At 50.4% G+C, this 13,625-nt stretch carries 17 protein-coding genes; 11 read left to right on the top strand and 6 right to left on the bottom strand.

Going from position 1 to position 13,625, the window contains the following annotated elements:
• The first annotated feature begins 75 nt into the window (after positions 1 to 75).
• The 8 genes from PsAD13_RS22570 to PsAD13_RS22605 all read left to right on the top strand — a co-directional run bounded on the left by PsAD13_RS22570 (position 76) and on the right by PsAD13_RS22605 (position 5,727).
• A complete protein-coding gene (locus PsAD13_RS22570; RefSeq protein WP_208986879.1) occupies positions 76 to 981 on the top strand; it encodes an endonuclease/exonuclease/phosphatase family protein in 906 nt (301 codons plus the stop codon).
• 49 nt (positions 982 to 1,030) lie between these two features.
• Positions 1,031 to 1,720, top strand: coding sequence for an HAD family hydrolase (locus PsAD13_RS22575; RefSeq protein ID WP_063293972.1), 690 nt, complete (start codon positions 1,031 to 1,033; stop codon positions 1,718 to 1,720).
• A gap of 117 nt (positions 1,721 to 1,837) precedes the next feature.
• Complete coding sequence (locus tag PsAD13_RS22580) at positions 1,838 to 2,476, top strand: thymidine kinase (RefSeq protein WP_057463577.1); 639 nt, start codon at positions 1,838 to 1,840, stop codon at positions 2,474 to 2,476.
• A gap of 27 nt (positions 2,477 to 2,503) precedes the next feature.
• The gene (locus tag PsAD13_RS22585) at positions 2,504 to 2,785 is read left to right on the top strand and encodes an HlyU family transcriptional regulator (RefSeq protein WP_063290025.1); all 282 of its coding nucleotides are present in this window, start codon (positions 2,504 to 2,506) and stop codon (positions 2,783 to 2,785) included.
• A gap of 117 nt (positions 2,786 to 2,902) precedes the next feature.
• The gene (pgsA, locus tag PsAD13_RS22590) at positions 2,903 to 3,475 is read left to right on the top strand and encodes a CDP-diacylglycerol--glycerol-3-phosphate 3-phosphatidyltransferase (RefSeq protein WP_057463579.1); all 573 of its coding nucleotides are present in this window, start codon (positions 2,903 to 2,905) and stop codon (positions 3,473 to 3,475) included.
• 60 nt (positions 3,476 to 3,535) lie between these two features.
• Positions 3,536 to 3,787, top strand: a complete 252-nt coding sequence (gene moaD / locus PsAD13_RS22595) for a molybdopterin converting factor subunit 1 (protein WP_063319533.1) — start codon at positions 3,536 to 3,538, stop codon at positions 3,785 to 3,787.
• 42 nt (positions 3,788 to 3,829) lie between these two features.
• Positions 3,830 to 4,318, top strand: a complete 489-nt coding sequence (locus PsAD13_RS22600; RefSeq protein WP_063301225.1) for a molybdenum cofactor biosynthesis protein MoaE — start codon at positions 3,830 to 3,832, stop codon at positions 4,316 to 4,318.
• A 152-nt stretch (positions 4,319 to 4,470) separates the two neighbouring features.
• Positions 4,471 to 5,727, top strand: a complete 1,257-nt coding sequence (locus tag PsAD13_RS22605; protein WP_063319534.1) for a multidrug effflux MFS transporter — start codon at positions 4,471 to 4,473, stop codon at positions 5,725 to 5,727.
• A 61-nt stretch (positions 5,728 to 5,788) separates the two neighbouring features.
• On the opposite strand, the gene PsAD13_RS22610 is transcribed toward PsAD13_RS22605, so the two are convergent.
• Complete coding sequence (locus tag PsAD13_RS22610) at positions 5,789 to 6,688, bottom strand: branched-chain amino acid aminotransferase (protein ID WP_063319535.1); 900 nt, start codon at positions 6,686 to 6,688, stop codon at positions 5,789 to 5,791.
• A 319-nt stretch (positions 6,689 to 7,007) separates the two neighbouring features.
• Here PsAD13_RS22610 and PsAD13_RS22615 point away from each other — a divergent pair, with 319 nt between their 5' ends.
• Genes PsAD13_RS22615 through PsAD13_RS22625 form a run of 3 tightly spaced genes read left to right on the top strand, consistent with a single transcriptional unit; the run spans position 7,008 to position 9,622 of the window.
• Entirely contained in the window at positions 7,008 to 7,484 is a 477-nt protein-coding gene (locus tag PsAD13_RS22615) for a MarR family transcriptional regulator (RefSeq protein WP_057463584.1), read from the top strand.
• A gap of 9 nt (positions 7,485 to 7,493) precedes the next feature.
• The gene (locus PsAD13_RS22620; RefSeq protein ID WP_057463585.1) at positions 7,494 to 8,195 is read left to right on the top strand and encodes a response regulator transcription factor; all 702 of its coding nucleotides are present in this window, start codon (positions 7,494 to 7,496) and stop codon (positions 8,193 to 8,195) included.
• A gap of 44 nt (positions 8,196 to 8,239) precedes the next feature.
• Positions 8,240 to 9,622, top strand: coding sequence for an ATP-binding protein (locus tag PsAD13_RS22625; RefSeq protein WP_063319536.1), 1,383 nt, complete (start codon positions 8,240 to 8,242; stop codon positions 9,620 to 9,622).
• 567 nt (positions 9,623 to 10,189) lie between these two features.
• On the opposite strand, the gene PsAD13_RS22630 is transcribed toward PsAD13_RS22625, so the two are convergent.
• From PsAD13_RS22630 to PsAD13_RS22650, 5 genes are all read right to left on the bottom strand, one after another.
• Entirely contained in the window at positions 10,190 to 10,546 is a 357-nt protein-coding gene (locus PsAD13_RS22630) for a tRNA-binding protein (protein ID WP_057463587.1), read from the bottom strand.
• Between the two features lie 121 nt (positions 10,547 to 10,667).
• Positions 10,668 to 11,360: a hypothetical protein gene (locus PsAD13_RS22635; RefSeq protein ID WP_063308052.1), complete on the bottom strand. Its 693-nt coding sequence runs from the start codon at positions 11,358 to 11,360 to the stop codon at positions 10,668 to 10,670.
• 341 nt (positions 11,361 to 11,701) lie between these two features.
• The gene (gene proC / locus PsAD13_RS22640; protein ID WP_063319537.1) at positions 11,702 to 12,523 is read right to left on the bottom strand and encodes a pyrroline-5-carboxylate reductase; all 822 of its coding nucleotides are present in this window, start codon (positions 12,521 to 12,523) and stop codon (positions 11,702 to 11,704) included.
• Positions 12,520 to 13,020, bottom strand: coding sequence for a YbjN domain-containing protein (locus PsAD13_RS22645; RefSeq protein WP_014286739.1), 501 nt, complete (start codon positions 13,018 to 13,020; stop codon positions 12,520 to 12,522). Before PsAD13_RS22645 ends, proC begins: the two co-directional genes overlap by 4 nt.
• A gap of 281 nt (positions 13,021 to 13,301) precedes the next feature.
• Positions 13,302 to 13,586, bottom strand: a complete 285-nt coding sequence (locus PsAD13_RS22650; RefSeq protein WP_057463662.1) for an accessory factor UbiK family protein — start codon at positions 13,584 to 13,586, stop codon at positions 13,302 to 13,304.
• Positions 13,587 to 13,625: the final 39 nt, after the last annotated feature.

Below are 13,625 nucleotides of genomic sequence, written 5' to 3' on the forward strand. Positions count from 1 at the left end.
CTTCATCTGGTGCGCGCAGGAACACTTGCGGTCACCTTCTTGCTCCTCGCCTCTTTATTCGCTCCCGGAAACCTGTTGAGCGAAGCGGTAGCTTTCTTCATCCCTCAGCTTATCGCAGTGGGTTTTGTCGGTCTCCTACTCTGGCTCGTACTGGCCAGAAAGCTGCACTGGCTCCATTTACTCTGCCTCTTAGGATTGATCATCTCCAGCTTCTGGATGGTCACCAGCATCCGGCTCGTCACTCAACCTGTCGCAATTCTGGATAACCACCCCAAGAGCAAGACGTTCAACGTCATGAGCCTCAATCTCCTGCATATGCAGTTCGAGAAGGAGGCCTTGCAAGAGCTGATTGAAAAACGTCAACCAGACCTGATCGTGTTTCAGGAAACCGCAAGCGCAACTCCCCGTCTGAAAACATTCCTTACAGAGAATTATCAATACGCTATCCTGCCACCTGCAAAGCGCGACACTGATCTCACAGTCTTCAGCAAATTTCCGCTAAAGAACTCAAAACGGGTTCATATACCTGGCCTTGGGCAAAACGGCTACATCCCGCGCGAATTCCTGAGCGCAGATGTCGACATCAACGGCACCCTGATCCAGCTCTATGCAATCCACCCGGCAAGTCCACGCAGTCAACGTCGCTTGGACGGACGGACCACCTACATGAATTACGTGTCAAATTACATCCGGAAACAGCGGACAGATTCACCCATTATGGTTTTAGGGGACTGGAACACCCCTGTCTGGTCAGATACCTTTCAGAAACTGCTTTCAGATTTGAAGCTGAAAACAACGTTCACCAGCCTCATTCCGCAGACAACTCGATATTTTATCAATCCATTTCTTGGAAAAGTGTTGGGATCAAAAGTCGATCACATCACCTCTTCTGAAGAAATTATAATCAAAGACCTCATAATTGACGAAGATGTCGGCTCAGACCATTTTCCAATCTTCGCGACACTTCACATATTACCCTAAAGTAAGCATATAATAACTTTATAGGGATCTGTCCGGAGGGAAATTTGGAATGCCACGAGAATTGCTTATATCCTTCGATGCAGACCAAACCCTCTTTGATTTTCAACGAATTCTGGACGAAGCCCTCATCACCACCGCAAGTTTTTTAAGCCATTACTCCGACAAACCCATCACGCCCAAACGCCTCAAAAAAATACATAAATCCCTCGTTGAAGACGCAGACCCCAACAACATTCGCTATCTGGAAATTCGAAGAGCTTCATTTGAACAAGCTCTTAATCCACTGAGTAATGCTAAGGAGTTGTCTGAGCAGGCGCTGGAGATTTTCAAAAAAGTCCGCTTCGGAGACCCTTACTTTTACCCTCATGTCAAAGAAACGCTCGCGACGCTGAAGCGAAACTACAAGACAGCGCTCATCACCAACGGCAACTCCTGCCCCAAAAGCGCAGGCATCGCCCACCTCTTCGATTTCGTGGTGATGGCAGAAGAGTACCCCTACAAAAAACCGGATCCCCGTCTCTTTGATGCCATGCTTTCAATGGCTGGTATGAGCCCCGACAAACTCATCCATGTCGGCGACTCTTTGGAGCATGACATCGCAGGCGCAAACAATATCGGCGCCACTTCTGTCTGGTTTAACCCTCTGCAGCATGCCAATCGATCCCCTGTTCTGCCGGATCATTCCATAGCCTGCATGCGTGAATTACCAAGTTTGGTCGCTGGATACGCCTCACGCTAAAAGTTTGCCGTGGAACCTTGTGAGTAACCTCCCAGGGTTCTGGCCTCTCTCACGAATCCATGTATGAAGACCTAATCAGATTGAACGCGATGAGGCGCGCCGCGCCGCGAAGGGCCAATGGCAAAACTATATTTCAATTTCTCCGCAATGAATGCTGGTAAATCCACTCTGCTGCTGCAGGCCTCCTATAACTATCAGGAGCGCGGTATGCGCAGTTTGCTGTTCACAGCAGCCCTCGACAATCGCACCAAGGTCGGAGAAATTTCATCGCGTATAGGTTTGAAATCAGACGCCCTCATCTACGACACAAAGCTTGATCTGTTCGCTTGTATTGAGGAACAACTCAAAGAGCACCAGTTCAACGCCGTCTTCATCGATGAAGCACAATTCCTGACAGAAGAACAGGTCTGGCAGCTGGCCCATGTTGCGGACCATCTTCGTATTCCTGTAATGGCTTACGGTTTGAGAACTGACTTTCAGGGCAAGATGTTTCCAGGCAGCGCCGCACTCCTCGCCATTGCAGATATCCTCCGCGAAGTGAGAACCATCTGCTGGTGCGGATCCAAAGCAACAATGGTGGCCCGCGTGGACGAAAGCGGAAACATTGTCGAAGAAGGTGATCAGGTTGTCATCGGCGGTGAGGAATCCTACATCTCACTTTGCAGAAAACACTGGTCCATGCGCAAACTTGGAGAACCTAACGGTGAAAACAAAGATGCACTCGCCGACATGATGTGCGAACCTGTAGACCAATAAAACTACGTTTAGTCTGGGAGAATAAACATGGGCTTTTTCTCAAATCTGTTTGGCGGCAACAAAGACGAAAAATCAACGCCAGCTGCAAAGGCAGAAGAATTTGAAGGCTACCTGATTTACTCTGAACCTTCTCGCCGTGGAGGACAGTGGCAAACTGCGGGTCGCATCACCAAGCAATTTGGTGAAGAGACCAAGGAACACACCTTTATCCGCGCAGACACACATGGCTCTGAGGATGAAGCAAAAGAGTTCTCTTCACGCAAGGCAAAGCAGATCATTAAGGAAATGGGTGACGGGATGTTTACATAATCCCGTATACTCCCCCGAAGTCCTGCACAAATAAGCGTGCTACAATTGACAGGACGCACTTGGATGTGCACACCCTGCGTATGAGCGCTTGTTAGCCGCGTAAACTTGAAGGTTCATATGTCCCGTAAGCTTATATTTTCGCTTCCAAATATTCTTACTTACGGCCGTATTGCTGCTGTGCCAGCTCTGGCTGTGTGTTTCTATTTCCCAACCCACACCGCCCGTTGGATTGCATTGAGTATCTTCTTCATAGCTGCAATCACAGATTTCTTTGACGGCTACCTCGCCAGAATTTGGCAGCAACAGTCCGCTCTTGGTCGCATGCTGGACCCAATTGCCGACAAACTTCTTGTTTCTGTTTGTCTCCTAATATTGGCATGGGATCAGACAATCGGAAACTGGTCCATCTTTGCTGCCATCATCATTCTTTGCCGAGAAATTCTTGTTTCTGGCCTGCGTGAGTTCCTTGCTGAGCTTCGAGTTTCAGTCCCTGTTACCAAACTGGCTAAATGGAAAACCACTGTCCAGCTCGTTGCCTTGGGCTTTTTGCTCGCAGGTGATGCTGGAGATGTTGTTTTCCCCTACACCACATCAACTGGTATAGTGCTACTTTGGGTCGCAGCGATTTTAACCCTATATACGGGGTATGACTACTTCCGCGCCGGAATTGGCCATCTGATTGAAGACTAATTCCTGTAAAAGACAAGGCTTCCACAAAAAGGAAGCCATACAATACCGGGGCTCAATCTCATGAAAATTCGTTACTTCGCTTGGCTGCGTGAGCGCACTGGAACCTCTGAGGAAACCATTAAGCTTCCAGAAACTGTTAAAACCGCAGGCGAATTGATGAGTTGGCTCGCAGCTCGTGATGAAGGTTATGCATTTGCCTTCGAACAACCAGAAACCATTCGCATTGCAGTCAATCAGGAACACGTGGAAGAAGATCACGTTTTGTCTGGAACTGAAGAAGTTGCGTTCTTCCCGCCTATGACAGGCGGTTGAGGAACACCTTCCCTCCAGCATATCTCAAAGTCTGCGAGTACCATGTCAAACAGCACCACCACAGAATTTACAGTTCGCGTTCAGGCTGAAGATTTCGACGTTTTAGCGGAAACCGAAATCCTCACCAAAGGCCGCAAGGATGTCGGAGCTATCGTTACCTTCACCGGTCTTTGCCGCGATGAAGGCGGTACGCTTGAAGCTCTAGAGCTAGAACATTACCCAGGCATGGCCGAAGCTCAGATCTCAAAGTTTGCGCAGCAAGCCGTTGAACGTTGGCCTCTGACAGGCCTCACGATCATTCATCGTTTTGGCAAAATTCCTCCAGGCGACAACATTGTTTTGGTCATAGCAACCAGCTCTCATCGTCGAGCCGCCTTCGAAGCTTCTGACTTTCTAATGGACTTCCTAAAAACGCAGGCGCCATTTTGGAAGAAAGAGCATCTCAAAGAGGCATCCGAGGGAACTTGGGTCGAGGCTAAAGCAATTGATGATGCCGATGCAGCACGCTGGGACGAGCAGAAAACCAAATAGCTCCAGCATTCCATAAACATGCAGCACGCAACAATGAACTGGCACTTGCCTTGACATAGCCATGTTTGCCAGTTCAAATAGAAGCTAATTTGAGTTTATTAGGTCGCAATCGCGACCTCTTACCTTTTTTGCACCCAACAAACAGGTCTCTGATGTCTGCAGTTTCTGATCTGCAGCATGAGCGAGCACCTCATCCTGGGCTTTCCTTATGGGAAATTGTCAGCCTTGTTGCAGCGCTTATGGCGCTGAACGCGGTTGCGACGTCAATGATGCTCCCGGCTCTTCCAGCTATGAGCGCTGCATTATCTGTCGCCGACAATGATCGCCAATTGGTGATCACAGCCTACATGCTTGGTCTCGCTTTTGCTTCTCTCTTTTTCGGTCCGCTTTCGGATACGATTGGTCGTCGAACCACGTTGCTGATCGGCCTCAGCCTGTACATCATTGGCGGAGTGTATTCGACATTCGCTGTAAGCTATGAGCACATGCTCGCAGCTCGAGCCCTCCAGGGTATCGGAGCTGCAGCGCCGCGCGTCGCATCCATTTCAATGATCCGAGACTGGTACAGCGGTCGTCAAATGGGCAAGGTGATGTCCTTGGTCATGGTGGCTTTCCAGATTGCCCCCGTGATTGCTCCATTTCTCGGACAGATCGTCCTGTGGGTCGCTCCATGGCAAGGCGTGTTCGCTGCCCTAACTCTGTTTGGAGTGCTCTTATTTGTCTGGTGTTCGATGCGCCTTCCTGAAAGCCTCGACCCTATAAACCAGCGCCCACTGGAATTACGTTCTGTCCTCAGTGCATATCGGTTAGCCCTCACCACTCGTGTGACTGTTGGCTACATGATGGCCATGACATTCATCTTTGCCTGCCTGTTCGCATTCATCAATTCTGCGCAGCAAGTCTTCATGGAACGCTTTGCGCTCGCTGACCTGTTCCCAATCGTGTTTGCAGCAATCTCAATCGCGATGGCCCTTTCCTCCTACCTGAACTCTCAAATGGTGGAGAAATATGGCCTCAGAAGAATGTCGCATATGGCATTGCTTGGCTTTACCGCAACTTCTGTTTTGACAGCAGCAATTGCCTACAGTGGTAATCTGACCATCGTGTCATTCATAGCAATTCAATCACTGGCAATGTTCTTCTTCGGCTTCATCGGCCCGAACTTCAACACCATGGCAATGGAACCATTGGGGCGCGTTGCAGGCGCTGGCTCGGCAATGATAGGCTTCATCACCACATTGATCGGAGCCCTGCTTGGTGCTGGCATTGGCAAGCTGTACAATGGGACCGAACTGCCCCTCGTCTACGGTGTCGCCTTGTTCTCTATCCTTGGCTTGATCTGCGTGCTGATCACAGAGAACGGTAAGCTTTTCAAGCCGCAGCACGAACAACAGCTCGCAACCGAATAAAACGAGAAAGCCCGCCACTCAGTCAGAGCAGCGGGCTTTGAATTTTCATGCAACGAAGAGATCAGCTTGCAACAAGCAACTCTTCTTTCGCAGGCTGTACAGCATCCATGTAATCCTCGATCATCAGCTTCGTAATATCGCCCGGAACAAAACTGTGCGGCCCGATTTCAGAAACCGGTGTCACTTCAGCAGCAGATCCAGTCAGGAAGCACTGTTCAAAGCCTTCCATCTCTTCAGGCATGATACGACGCTCAATCACTTCGATACCACGAGCGCGTGCCAGATCAATCACAGTGCGACGCGTAATGCCATCAAGGAAACAGTCTGCAATCGGAGTGTGGATTGCCCCGTCTTTGATGAAGAAGACGTTGGCACCAGTTGCTTCAGCAACACGGCCCTGCCAGTCCAGCATCAAAGCATCGGAATAACCTTTTGCTTCAGCAGCATGCTTGGAGATTGTGCAGATCATGTACAGACCAGCTGCCTTCGACTTGAACGGTGCAGTCTTTGGATCAGGGCGACGGTATTCCGCCAGATCCAGACGAATACCCTTCAAACGCTCTTCTGGAGAGAAGTAGCTTGGCCACTCCCAGGCAGCAATCGCCAGATGGATGGTGTTGGACTGAGCGGAAATGCCCATCATCTCACTGCCGCGCCAGGCAACCGGACGCAGGTAAGCGTCTGTCAGGTTGTTCTCAATCAGCATCTGTTTACACGCACCGTTAATCTGCTCTTCACTCCACGGAATAGTGAAGCCCAGAACCTCTGCAGAAGCATGCAAACGCTGGGTGTGTTCTTCCAGCTTGAAGATCTCGCCGCCATAGGCGCGTTGACCTTCGAACACACTGCTTCCGTAGTGCAAACCGTGCGTGAGCACGTGCACCTTGGCCTCTGACCACGGAACAATTTTTCCATCCAACCAGATTGAGCCTTCTAGTTGATCAAAGGGTATACCCGCCATTTCTCTTCTCCATATGGCGAACAATTCACGGTGCAGGCAAGGCAAGGACTTGCCAGTCAAGGTGTGTTCTAGCTAAATCAATGAGTTTATAAAGGACAGGTATACAGAGCAGCCGTATTACAACTACAGATGATCAATACCTACCCACGACGTAAAACCGATGAAGAAACTAATTTTTCAACTATTGCGCACATGCGACATGTTGAGTTCTTTCCTTTCTTCAGCGATGAGTAACTTGTAACTATCATTCTGAAATAAGTCAACATGACTGACGTATTTTTTATGAGATTAAAAAATAGGCAGTTATCCGGGACAGGAAATGAATAAAAAAGACAGCGATTCACCACGGTTTGACCTTATTGAACTGTTTTTCTTCGCTTATCGCGATTTTACGGGTGATCCGGATGTGCTTCTCGATGAGCTGGGTTTTGGTCGTGCCCATCACCGTGTTCTTCATTTTGTGCACAGAAACCCCGGAATCAGAGTCTCTGACCTGCTCGACATTTTAAAAATCACGAAGCAAAGTTTAGGACGTGTTTTGAAACAGTTGGTGGATGATGACTTCATTTGTCAGGAACCAGGAGCGTTGGACCGCCGTCAGCGCCTGCTATATACCACTGAAAAAGGTACAGAATTTTGTGCCCGACTATCCAAACTCCAGTCCCAACGTATTAATAAGGCGATCTCCATGATGCCAGATGGCAGTGATGAGATTGTCCGCCAGTTTTTATATCTTATGATTGATGAGAATGATCGCAGCGAAGTTGCCCGTCTCATCACCAAACAAACAGATTGAGGAATTACCGTGGCCCGCTCTGCTCTTCTGGAAGATGATGCACCTCACATTCTCCTGATTGATGATGACAGCCGTATCCGCGACCTGCTCCAAAGGTTTCTCGGAGAAAGCGGCTTTCGGGTAACCGTCGCAAGAGACGCAGTAGAAGCCCGCCGCAGATTATCCGGCCTGGAGTTCGACCTACTCATTCTGGACGTCATGATGCCGGGCGAAAGCGGAATTGAGCTCGCAAAAGACCTGCGCCGTTCCAAAGCTGTCCCCATCCTCATGCTTACAGCCCGCTCCGATATTGAAGATCGGATTGAAGGACTGGAAGCTGGCGTCGACGATTATGTCTCAAAACCGTTTGAACCACGCGAATTACTCCTTAGAATTTCCGCCATCCTCCGCAGAGGTGGCCCAAAGCCAAAAATGAAACTCGAAGTGTTGGCGTTCGGCCCGTTTCAATACAATGCAGAACGCGGTGAACTAAAACGCAATGACGAACATGTCCGCCTGACTGATCGCGAAAAACAAATCCTCAACATCTTCGCGGAAAAGCCTGGTCAAACTGTAGCACGAACTGATCTGGTGGGAGCAGATGCTGCACTTGGCGAGCGCACAATCGACGTTCAGGTGAACCGCTTGAGAAGAAAGATTGAGGAAGACCCCGGCAATCCCCTATACCTGCAGACCGTGCGTGGGATAGGTTATCGGCTTATTACCAACTAGCTGCCATTATAGCAGCCAGCGCACAGGCGAGCAGCGAGAGGACAATGGGCTTATCAGACCGGTTCACACTTCCACAATGGATCAGAACGCTTTTAAAGCCCTACTTCGCGGTGACCAGCTGGCTGCATTATCGGCTTCCGAAGGGCCTTTATGTCCGTGCTCTGCTGATCATCGTTATCCCCTTCCTGATCCTGCAATCAGTCCTCGCTTTCGTTTTCATGGAACGCCACTACGATCTGGTAACACGCCGCCTGTCTGAGGCAGTGGTGCGGGAAATCGCTGCTGTCGTCGATATGACTGAAACCTATGCTCATGACGATAACTACGCCACGCTTAAAAGGATCAGTGCAGGTGCATTAGGTCTGTCCGTGTCAGTCCTTCCCAAAGAGCCACTTCCAGCAGCAAAGCCTAAACCACTCTTCGATTTAGTCGACCGATATATGACCAGAGAGATCGCGGCTCGTATTGGAAGGCCATTCTGGATTGATACAGTGGGTGCAGCCCGGTTCGTCGAAATCCGCATCCAGCTTGAGGACAAGACGCTCCGCATCATTGCCCGTCGCAGTCAGACATATGCGTCGAACTCCCATATCTTCATCGTCTGGATGGTCGCCACCTCGCTGGTTTTGATCATTATCGCGGTCTTGTTCCTCAGAAACCAAATCCGGCCAATCGAGCAACTGGCAGACGCTGCTGAGGAATTCGGCAAGGGCCGACAAGTCTCCAACTTCCGCCCACATGGGGCTCGTGAAGTCCGCCGTGCCGCTCTCGCCTTCGTTGACATGCGCCGCAGAATTGAGCGCCATGTTGATCAGCGCACGACCATGCTTGCAGGCGTCAGCCATGACCTGCGAACCATCCTCACGCGGTTCCGTCTTGAGCTTGCTCTTCTTCCTCAATCTCCTGAGGCAGATGCTCTGCGTAAAGACGTCGACGAAATGAACCGCATGCTGGAGGACTACCTTTCCTTCTCCAAAGGCTATGGTGACGAGCCGCCTGCCCCAGTCGATATCTCGCTCATGCTGGAGGATCTGGAGGTCGAGGCAGAGGTTGTTGGCGCTGATGTTGCATCCTCCTTCGATGGAGATCCACTCGTCATTGTCAAAGGCCGGGCCTTCCGGCGCTGCCTTTTGAACGTGATTTCCAATGCGGCACGCTATGGCAAGACGTTGCGCATCAAGGGCAATCGAACACCTGACTGGCTGATTATCACAGTTGATGATGACGGTCCGGGTATCCCTCGTGAAGAGCGGGAGAACGTCTTCCGTCCCTTCCACAGACTTGATACGGCCCGCAATCAGGACAGCGGTGGCTCAGGCCTCGGCCTGGCAATTGCAAGGGATATTGTGAGAAGTCATGGGGGGGAAATCTTCTTGCGCCAGTCTCCACTGGGCGGCCTGCGCGTTCGCATTCGCATTCCGATCTAGCTCACAGTGTGCACAAACACCAACAGCACCGCATGGCCTTCCATGCAGTGTTGAACCAGAGTTCCCGAAAGTCGGGATGAGCAAGGCGGCAGGCAATACCTGCGCTATTTGTTAGTAATGAGTCTTCGGCATCAGCTACACGCCTTGCCCGGGCTTTTTATAATGAACAACGTCGCCTCTTTTGCCTATAAGGCACGATAGCCGGTTTCCCGGAAAGAAAGTGGCTTATCCAGACACGTTTCCATGCCCAAACAGTTCCTCCGTCTTTGACTGACACCTTCGCAAAAGCAAGTCTACCTGCCGGTGCTCTTGTATCCGTCGCCGCGTGATACCCTATAGTCCTGGGCCCTTCCCCTCAAACCATGCGGTCACGTTTGAAGTTCGGTTCACCGGACCACTGAAAGGTGCGTTACGTCTTCCAGAAGCCCCGCCCAACCTACGACAAACTGACGGTCGCTCCGCCAGCAGCCCGTTACGTAGGCATAGGTTCAGAGTATGGGAGGAATTCAGGAGGGGAATAAGTTTTTCCCCTCACGTCATAAAGGTCCGGCAAACTTGGAGCGAACTCTAATGCATCCGTCCACCGTTAGGCACCTTGCTGTCGGGATGGAGCAAAACGATATCTCCATTCTCATCCGCTAGCCCAAGTGTCAAAACCTCAGACATAAATGGTCCGATCTGGCGCGGTGGGAAGTTCACGACAGCAATCACCTGACGGCCAACAAGTGCCTCAGGCGTATAGTGAGCAGTGATCTGAGCAGACGTTCTCTTCACGCCAATATCATCACCAAAATCAATCTTCAGTTTGTAGGCAGGTTTACGCGCCTCGGGAAAATCAACAGCTTCAACAACAGTGCCAACACGCACATCCACATTCAAAAAATCATCAATACCGATGGTTTTTGTATCTTCTTTTTGGTCCATATTCTTCTCAATAACTCAAATTACAGCGTATCTCCGAAAAGTGGAAACCGGTCTTCGGATAAAGATACGCAAAAACAAAGGCTAAAGCAGTTCTTGTGTTTCAACTTGAATGCAAACTGGTTTAGGGGCTGGCTTCAGCCCCACCATTCGCAGCTTCAGGTGGAGGTGTGCTTTTACCTGTTGGGCGTGAAGGTCTCTGGCACAAACGTCCCAGCCCTTCAATAAAGGGAGCTGCCACTTTCTCAACGCGGCAAGCGCGGCCCATCCATTTTTCACCGTTCGCCAGCATGTCGTCAACGGCAACCATAACCTTCGGGTGTCCCGGCGCGTCATCCTCAAGCCAAACCCGAACCAACCGCTCAAAACCCAAAGCCAAAGCATTGGACATACCGACACTGCGCAAACCAAATTCCTCAATGCCTGCTGCCACCAGCATCCACTTCATCGAGCGTGTCACGAGCTTGTGCATATGCATGGCCAAAGCCGGGTCCTTCACCACTGTCTTACGGAGGTTACGGATCGCCTCTCTATGCGGTTCCATGATATCAAGCCGACACATGAGGACGTCAAACAGCCGATCACGCCGTGTTTCATCCATAAGGTCAGGATCACGCTCTTTCAGAACTTTCTGGTCAATGTCCTGCATAAAGGCTGCCAGCAGATCCAGCTTTCCATTGCAACACGCCCGCACCACCTCAATCTTCACACCAGCATTATCTGCGATCGCTGTGTAAGTGATCTCTTCAATCCTGTGTGTTTCCAGCAACTCAATAAAACTTGCGATGACTTTCTGATGGGTCTTTTCGGTGGGCATGGCACGCTCCTGTATGGCCAACACTCCAGAGCGCGTTCCGTTTGATTGGCGCCAATCAAACACTTAGAACTCGCTCCACTAAAGAAGTTAGAGTACGGAGCGTGAATGTAAATGAACGCGACCTGCTCTAACTACGCATCAACACCTAATCATACACACAGGAGCAGCACAGATACAAAGAAAAAGCCTCAGTCTAGTAACCGAGGCTTTACTTCAATATCGAGCAATTTTGGAACCTGCTGAAAGCATATCTCCGAGAAGTGGAAACCGGTTTTACGCTAAAGAGACGCGACAACAAAATCTAAAGCAGCGCGGCAGAACCTGCACAAACAGGCGCAGCTTTAGTCAGCAAGTTCTGTGGCGCGATGAGCTGCCTTTGCAACAGCCTCACTCATCAGGTTTGTCAAAGCGTCATCCCCCATCAGCACGGAAAGTGCAGCTGCTGTCGTACCACCCGGAGAGGTCACATTCTTACGCAAAACATCGGCATTCTCGGGAGATTGATGAAGCAGCTCACCAGAGCCTGCAACTGTTCCGCGGGCTAAAGCCTCTGCAAGCTCGGCATTCAGCCCCAATCGCTGACCAGCCTCGCTCATAGCCTCAACCAGATGGAACACATAGGCAGGACCGGAACCGCTGACAGCTGTTGCCAGATCAATCTGCTCCTCAGCATCCACCCAGTAAAACACGCCGATTGTTTCAAGCAGGGAGCTCATCAGAGCCTTCTGCTCATCCTGAACTTCAACCGAAGCATAACCTGCAGTCACACCTCGCCCTACCTGAGAAGGCGTATTCGGTATCACGCGCACAACAGGCTGCGCAGCTCCAAACGTATCTTTAAAACGCTTGATCGTTGTACCAGCTGCCACAGAAAGGATGATGCTGCTCTCATCTGCCACATTGGTGAGTGTTGGCAGCACAGCTTCCATCATTTGCGGTTTGATAGCCATCAGCAACACACCGGCCACAACACCTTCTGGCACGCCCTTGTGCCAGGTGATGCTGTGTGCAGTGATGGTTTCAAGTGTGTCAGATGGTGGGTTGGGGTCAACAACCACAACATGTTCAGGTGCCATACTCTGCTTCATCCAGCCAGCAAGCATGGCACCACCCATTTTGCCTGCTCCAATCAAAACAAGCGGGCGTTCATTCGTTAGTTTCATGCATCACCGGCAGTTTCAAACATCACAGTTTCCATCGCTTCCTGTGCTGTCTTGCCAGCCCACACGACAAACTGGAACGATTGATAATACCGCTCACATGAATCAAGAGAATTAGAGAAAAGGACTTCTATCTGAGATGAATTGGCTTCTGCACCACCAGCCAGCAAAAGCGACTGACGGAAGATAACAACACCTTCACGACCCCAGATATCAAAATGCCCCATCCACTGCTGCTCGTTAATGAGCGCAAGCAGACGAACAATCTCATCTTTTCTGGGAGCAGGAACCTTGAGGTCGAACGCACTTGCCATATGCAGTGCTTCCAACTCTTCCATCCATGAAAAGGTTACGTGGTAATCACACCAAGTCCCTGTAACCGAAATGGAAATCTCGTCATCACCAAGGCGTTCAAAGGACCAGTCGTTACCGGTTGCAAGGTTTTCAATGGTATCAACCGGATTCAGGGGGCGTTCCGTGCCGAACTCAATAAGGCTCATTTCCGGTCCTCTTTCCGTTTGAGGAATGGTTTGTCTACCCACTCCGGACGGACGCGGGTCGAGTGATCATGGACCAGACACTTACGTGCTCTTGGATAGAAGCATGTACTACAAAGGAAGTTCCAGACCGGAACTGTTGATGCAGGACATCGAATCCCTTTTTTGCCAATATACCGATAGATTTGGTCTTTCCCCTATAGGGGGAATAGACAGATCATTGCGAAAATTGTGGACGACTCAAAGCCGCCCACAGCATATTCACATGTAATTTTCAGCCAAACCTACGCTTTGTCTTCTGGCGCAGCTTTTTCATCTAGATCGGCAAGGCGCTTTTCTACTGCTGCAAGGCGCTCTTCAAGCTTTTCAACTTCATCAAGCGCTTTGATCGCCATGTCTTTGACTGTGTCAAACTCATCACGCGAAACCAGATCCATATCCGACATGAAACGCTCGGCCTGCGCTCGGAATGCGGTTTCTACTTCCCGCTTGGCACCTTGCGCAACACCAGCGGCATCGGTCATCAGCTTTGCAAACTCGTCAAACATACGATTTGGAGACTGGCTCATGGCGTCCTCTTTAAATTTCTCTCTCACAAACAAGTATTG

This window comes from Pseudovibrio sp. Ad13 (assembly GCF_001623225.1).
GTDB lineage: Bacteria > Pseudomonadota > Alphaproteobacteria > Rhizobiales > Stappiaceae > Pseudovibrio.

Excerpts from the sequence above, each read along its gene's own strand:
- PsAD13_RS22635 (WP_063308052.1), bottom strand. The coding sequence starts at position 11,360 with ATGCCCACCGAAAAGACCCATCAGAAAGTCATCGCAAGTTTTATTGAG.
- moaD (WP_063319533.1), top strand. The coding sequence starts at position 3,536 with ATGAAAATTCGTTACTTCGCTTGGCTGCGTGAGCGCACTGGAACCTCT.
- PsAD13_RS22645 (WP_014286739.1), bottom strand. The coding sequence starts at position 13,020 with ATGAGCCTTATTGAGTTCGGCACGGAACGCCCCCTGAATCCGGTTGAT.
- pgsA (WP_057463579.1), top strand. The coding sequence starts at position 2,903 with ATGTCCCGTAAGCTTATATTTTCGCTTCCAAATATTCTTACTTACGGC.
- PsAD13_RS22650 (WP_057463662.1), bottom strand. The coding sequence starts at position 13,586 with ATGAGCCAGTCTCCAAATCGTATGTTTGACGAGTTTGCAAAGCTGATG.
- PsAD13_RS22575 (WP_063293972.1), top strand. The coding sequence starts at position 1,031 with ATGCCACGAGAATTGCTTATATCCTTCGATGCAGACCAAACCCTCTTT.
- PsAD13_RS22610 (WP_063319535.1), bottom strand. The coding sequence starts at position 6,688 with ATGGCGGGTATACCCTTTGATCAACTAGAAGGCTCAATCTGGTTGGAT.
- proC (WP_063319537.1), bottom strand. The coding sequence starts at position 12,523 with ATGAAACTAACGAATGAACGCCCGCTTGTTTTGATTGGAGCAGGCAAA.
- PsAD13_RS22605 (WP_063319534.1), top strand. The coding sequence starts at position 4,471 with ATGTCTGCAGTTTCTGATCTGCAGCATGAGCGAGCACCTCATCCTGGG.
- PsAD13_RS22600 (WP_063301225.1), top strand. The coding sequence starts at position 3,830 with ATGTCAAACAGCACCACCACAGAATTTACAGTTCGCGTTCAGGCTGAA.
- PsAD13_RS22630 (WP_057463587.1), bottom strand. The coding sequence starts at position 10,546 with ATGGACCAAAAAGAAGATACAAAAACCATCGGTATTGATGATTTTTTG.
- PsAD13_RS22615 (WP_057463584.1), top strand. The coding sequence starts at position 7,008 with ATGAATAAAAAAGACAGCGATTCACCACGGTTTGACCTTATTGAACTG.
- PsAD13_RS22585 (WP_063290025.1), top strand. The coding sequence starts at position 2,504 with ATGGGCTTTTTCTCAAATCTGTTTGGCGGCAACAAAGACGAAAAATCA.
- PsAD13_RS22625 (WP_063319536.1), top strand. The coding sequence starts at position 8,240 with ATGGGCTTATCAGACCGGTTCACACTTCCACAATGGATCAGAACGCTT.
- PsAD13_RS22580 (WP_057463577.1), top strand. The coding sequence starts at position 1,838 with ATGGCAAAACTATATTTCAATTTCTCCGCAATGAATGCTGGTAAATCC.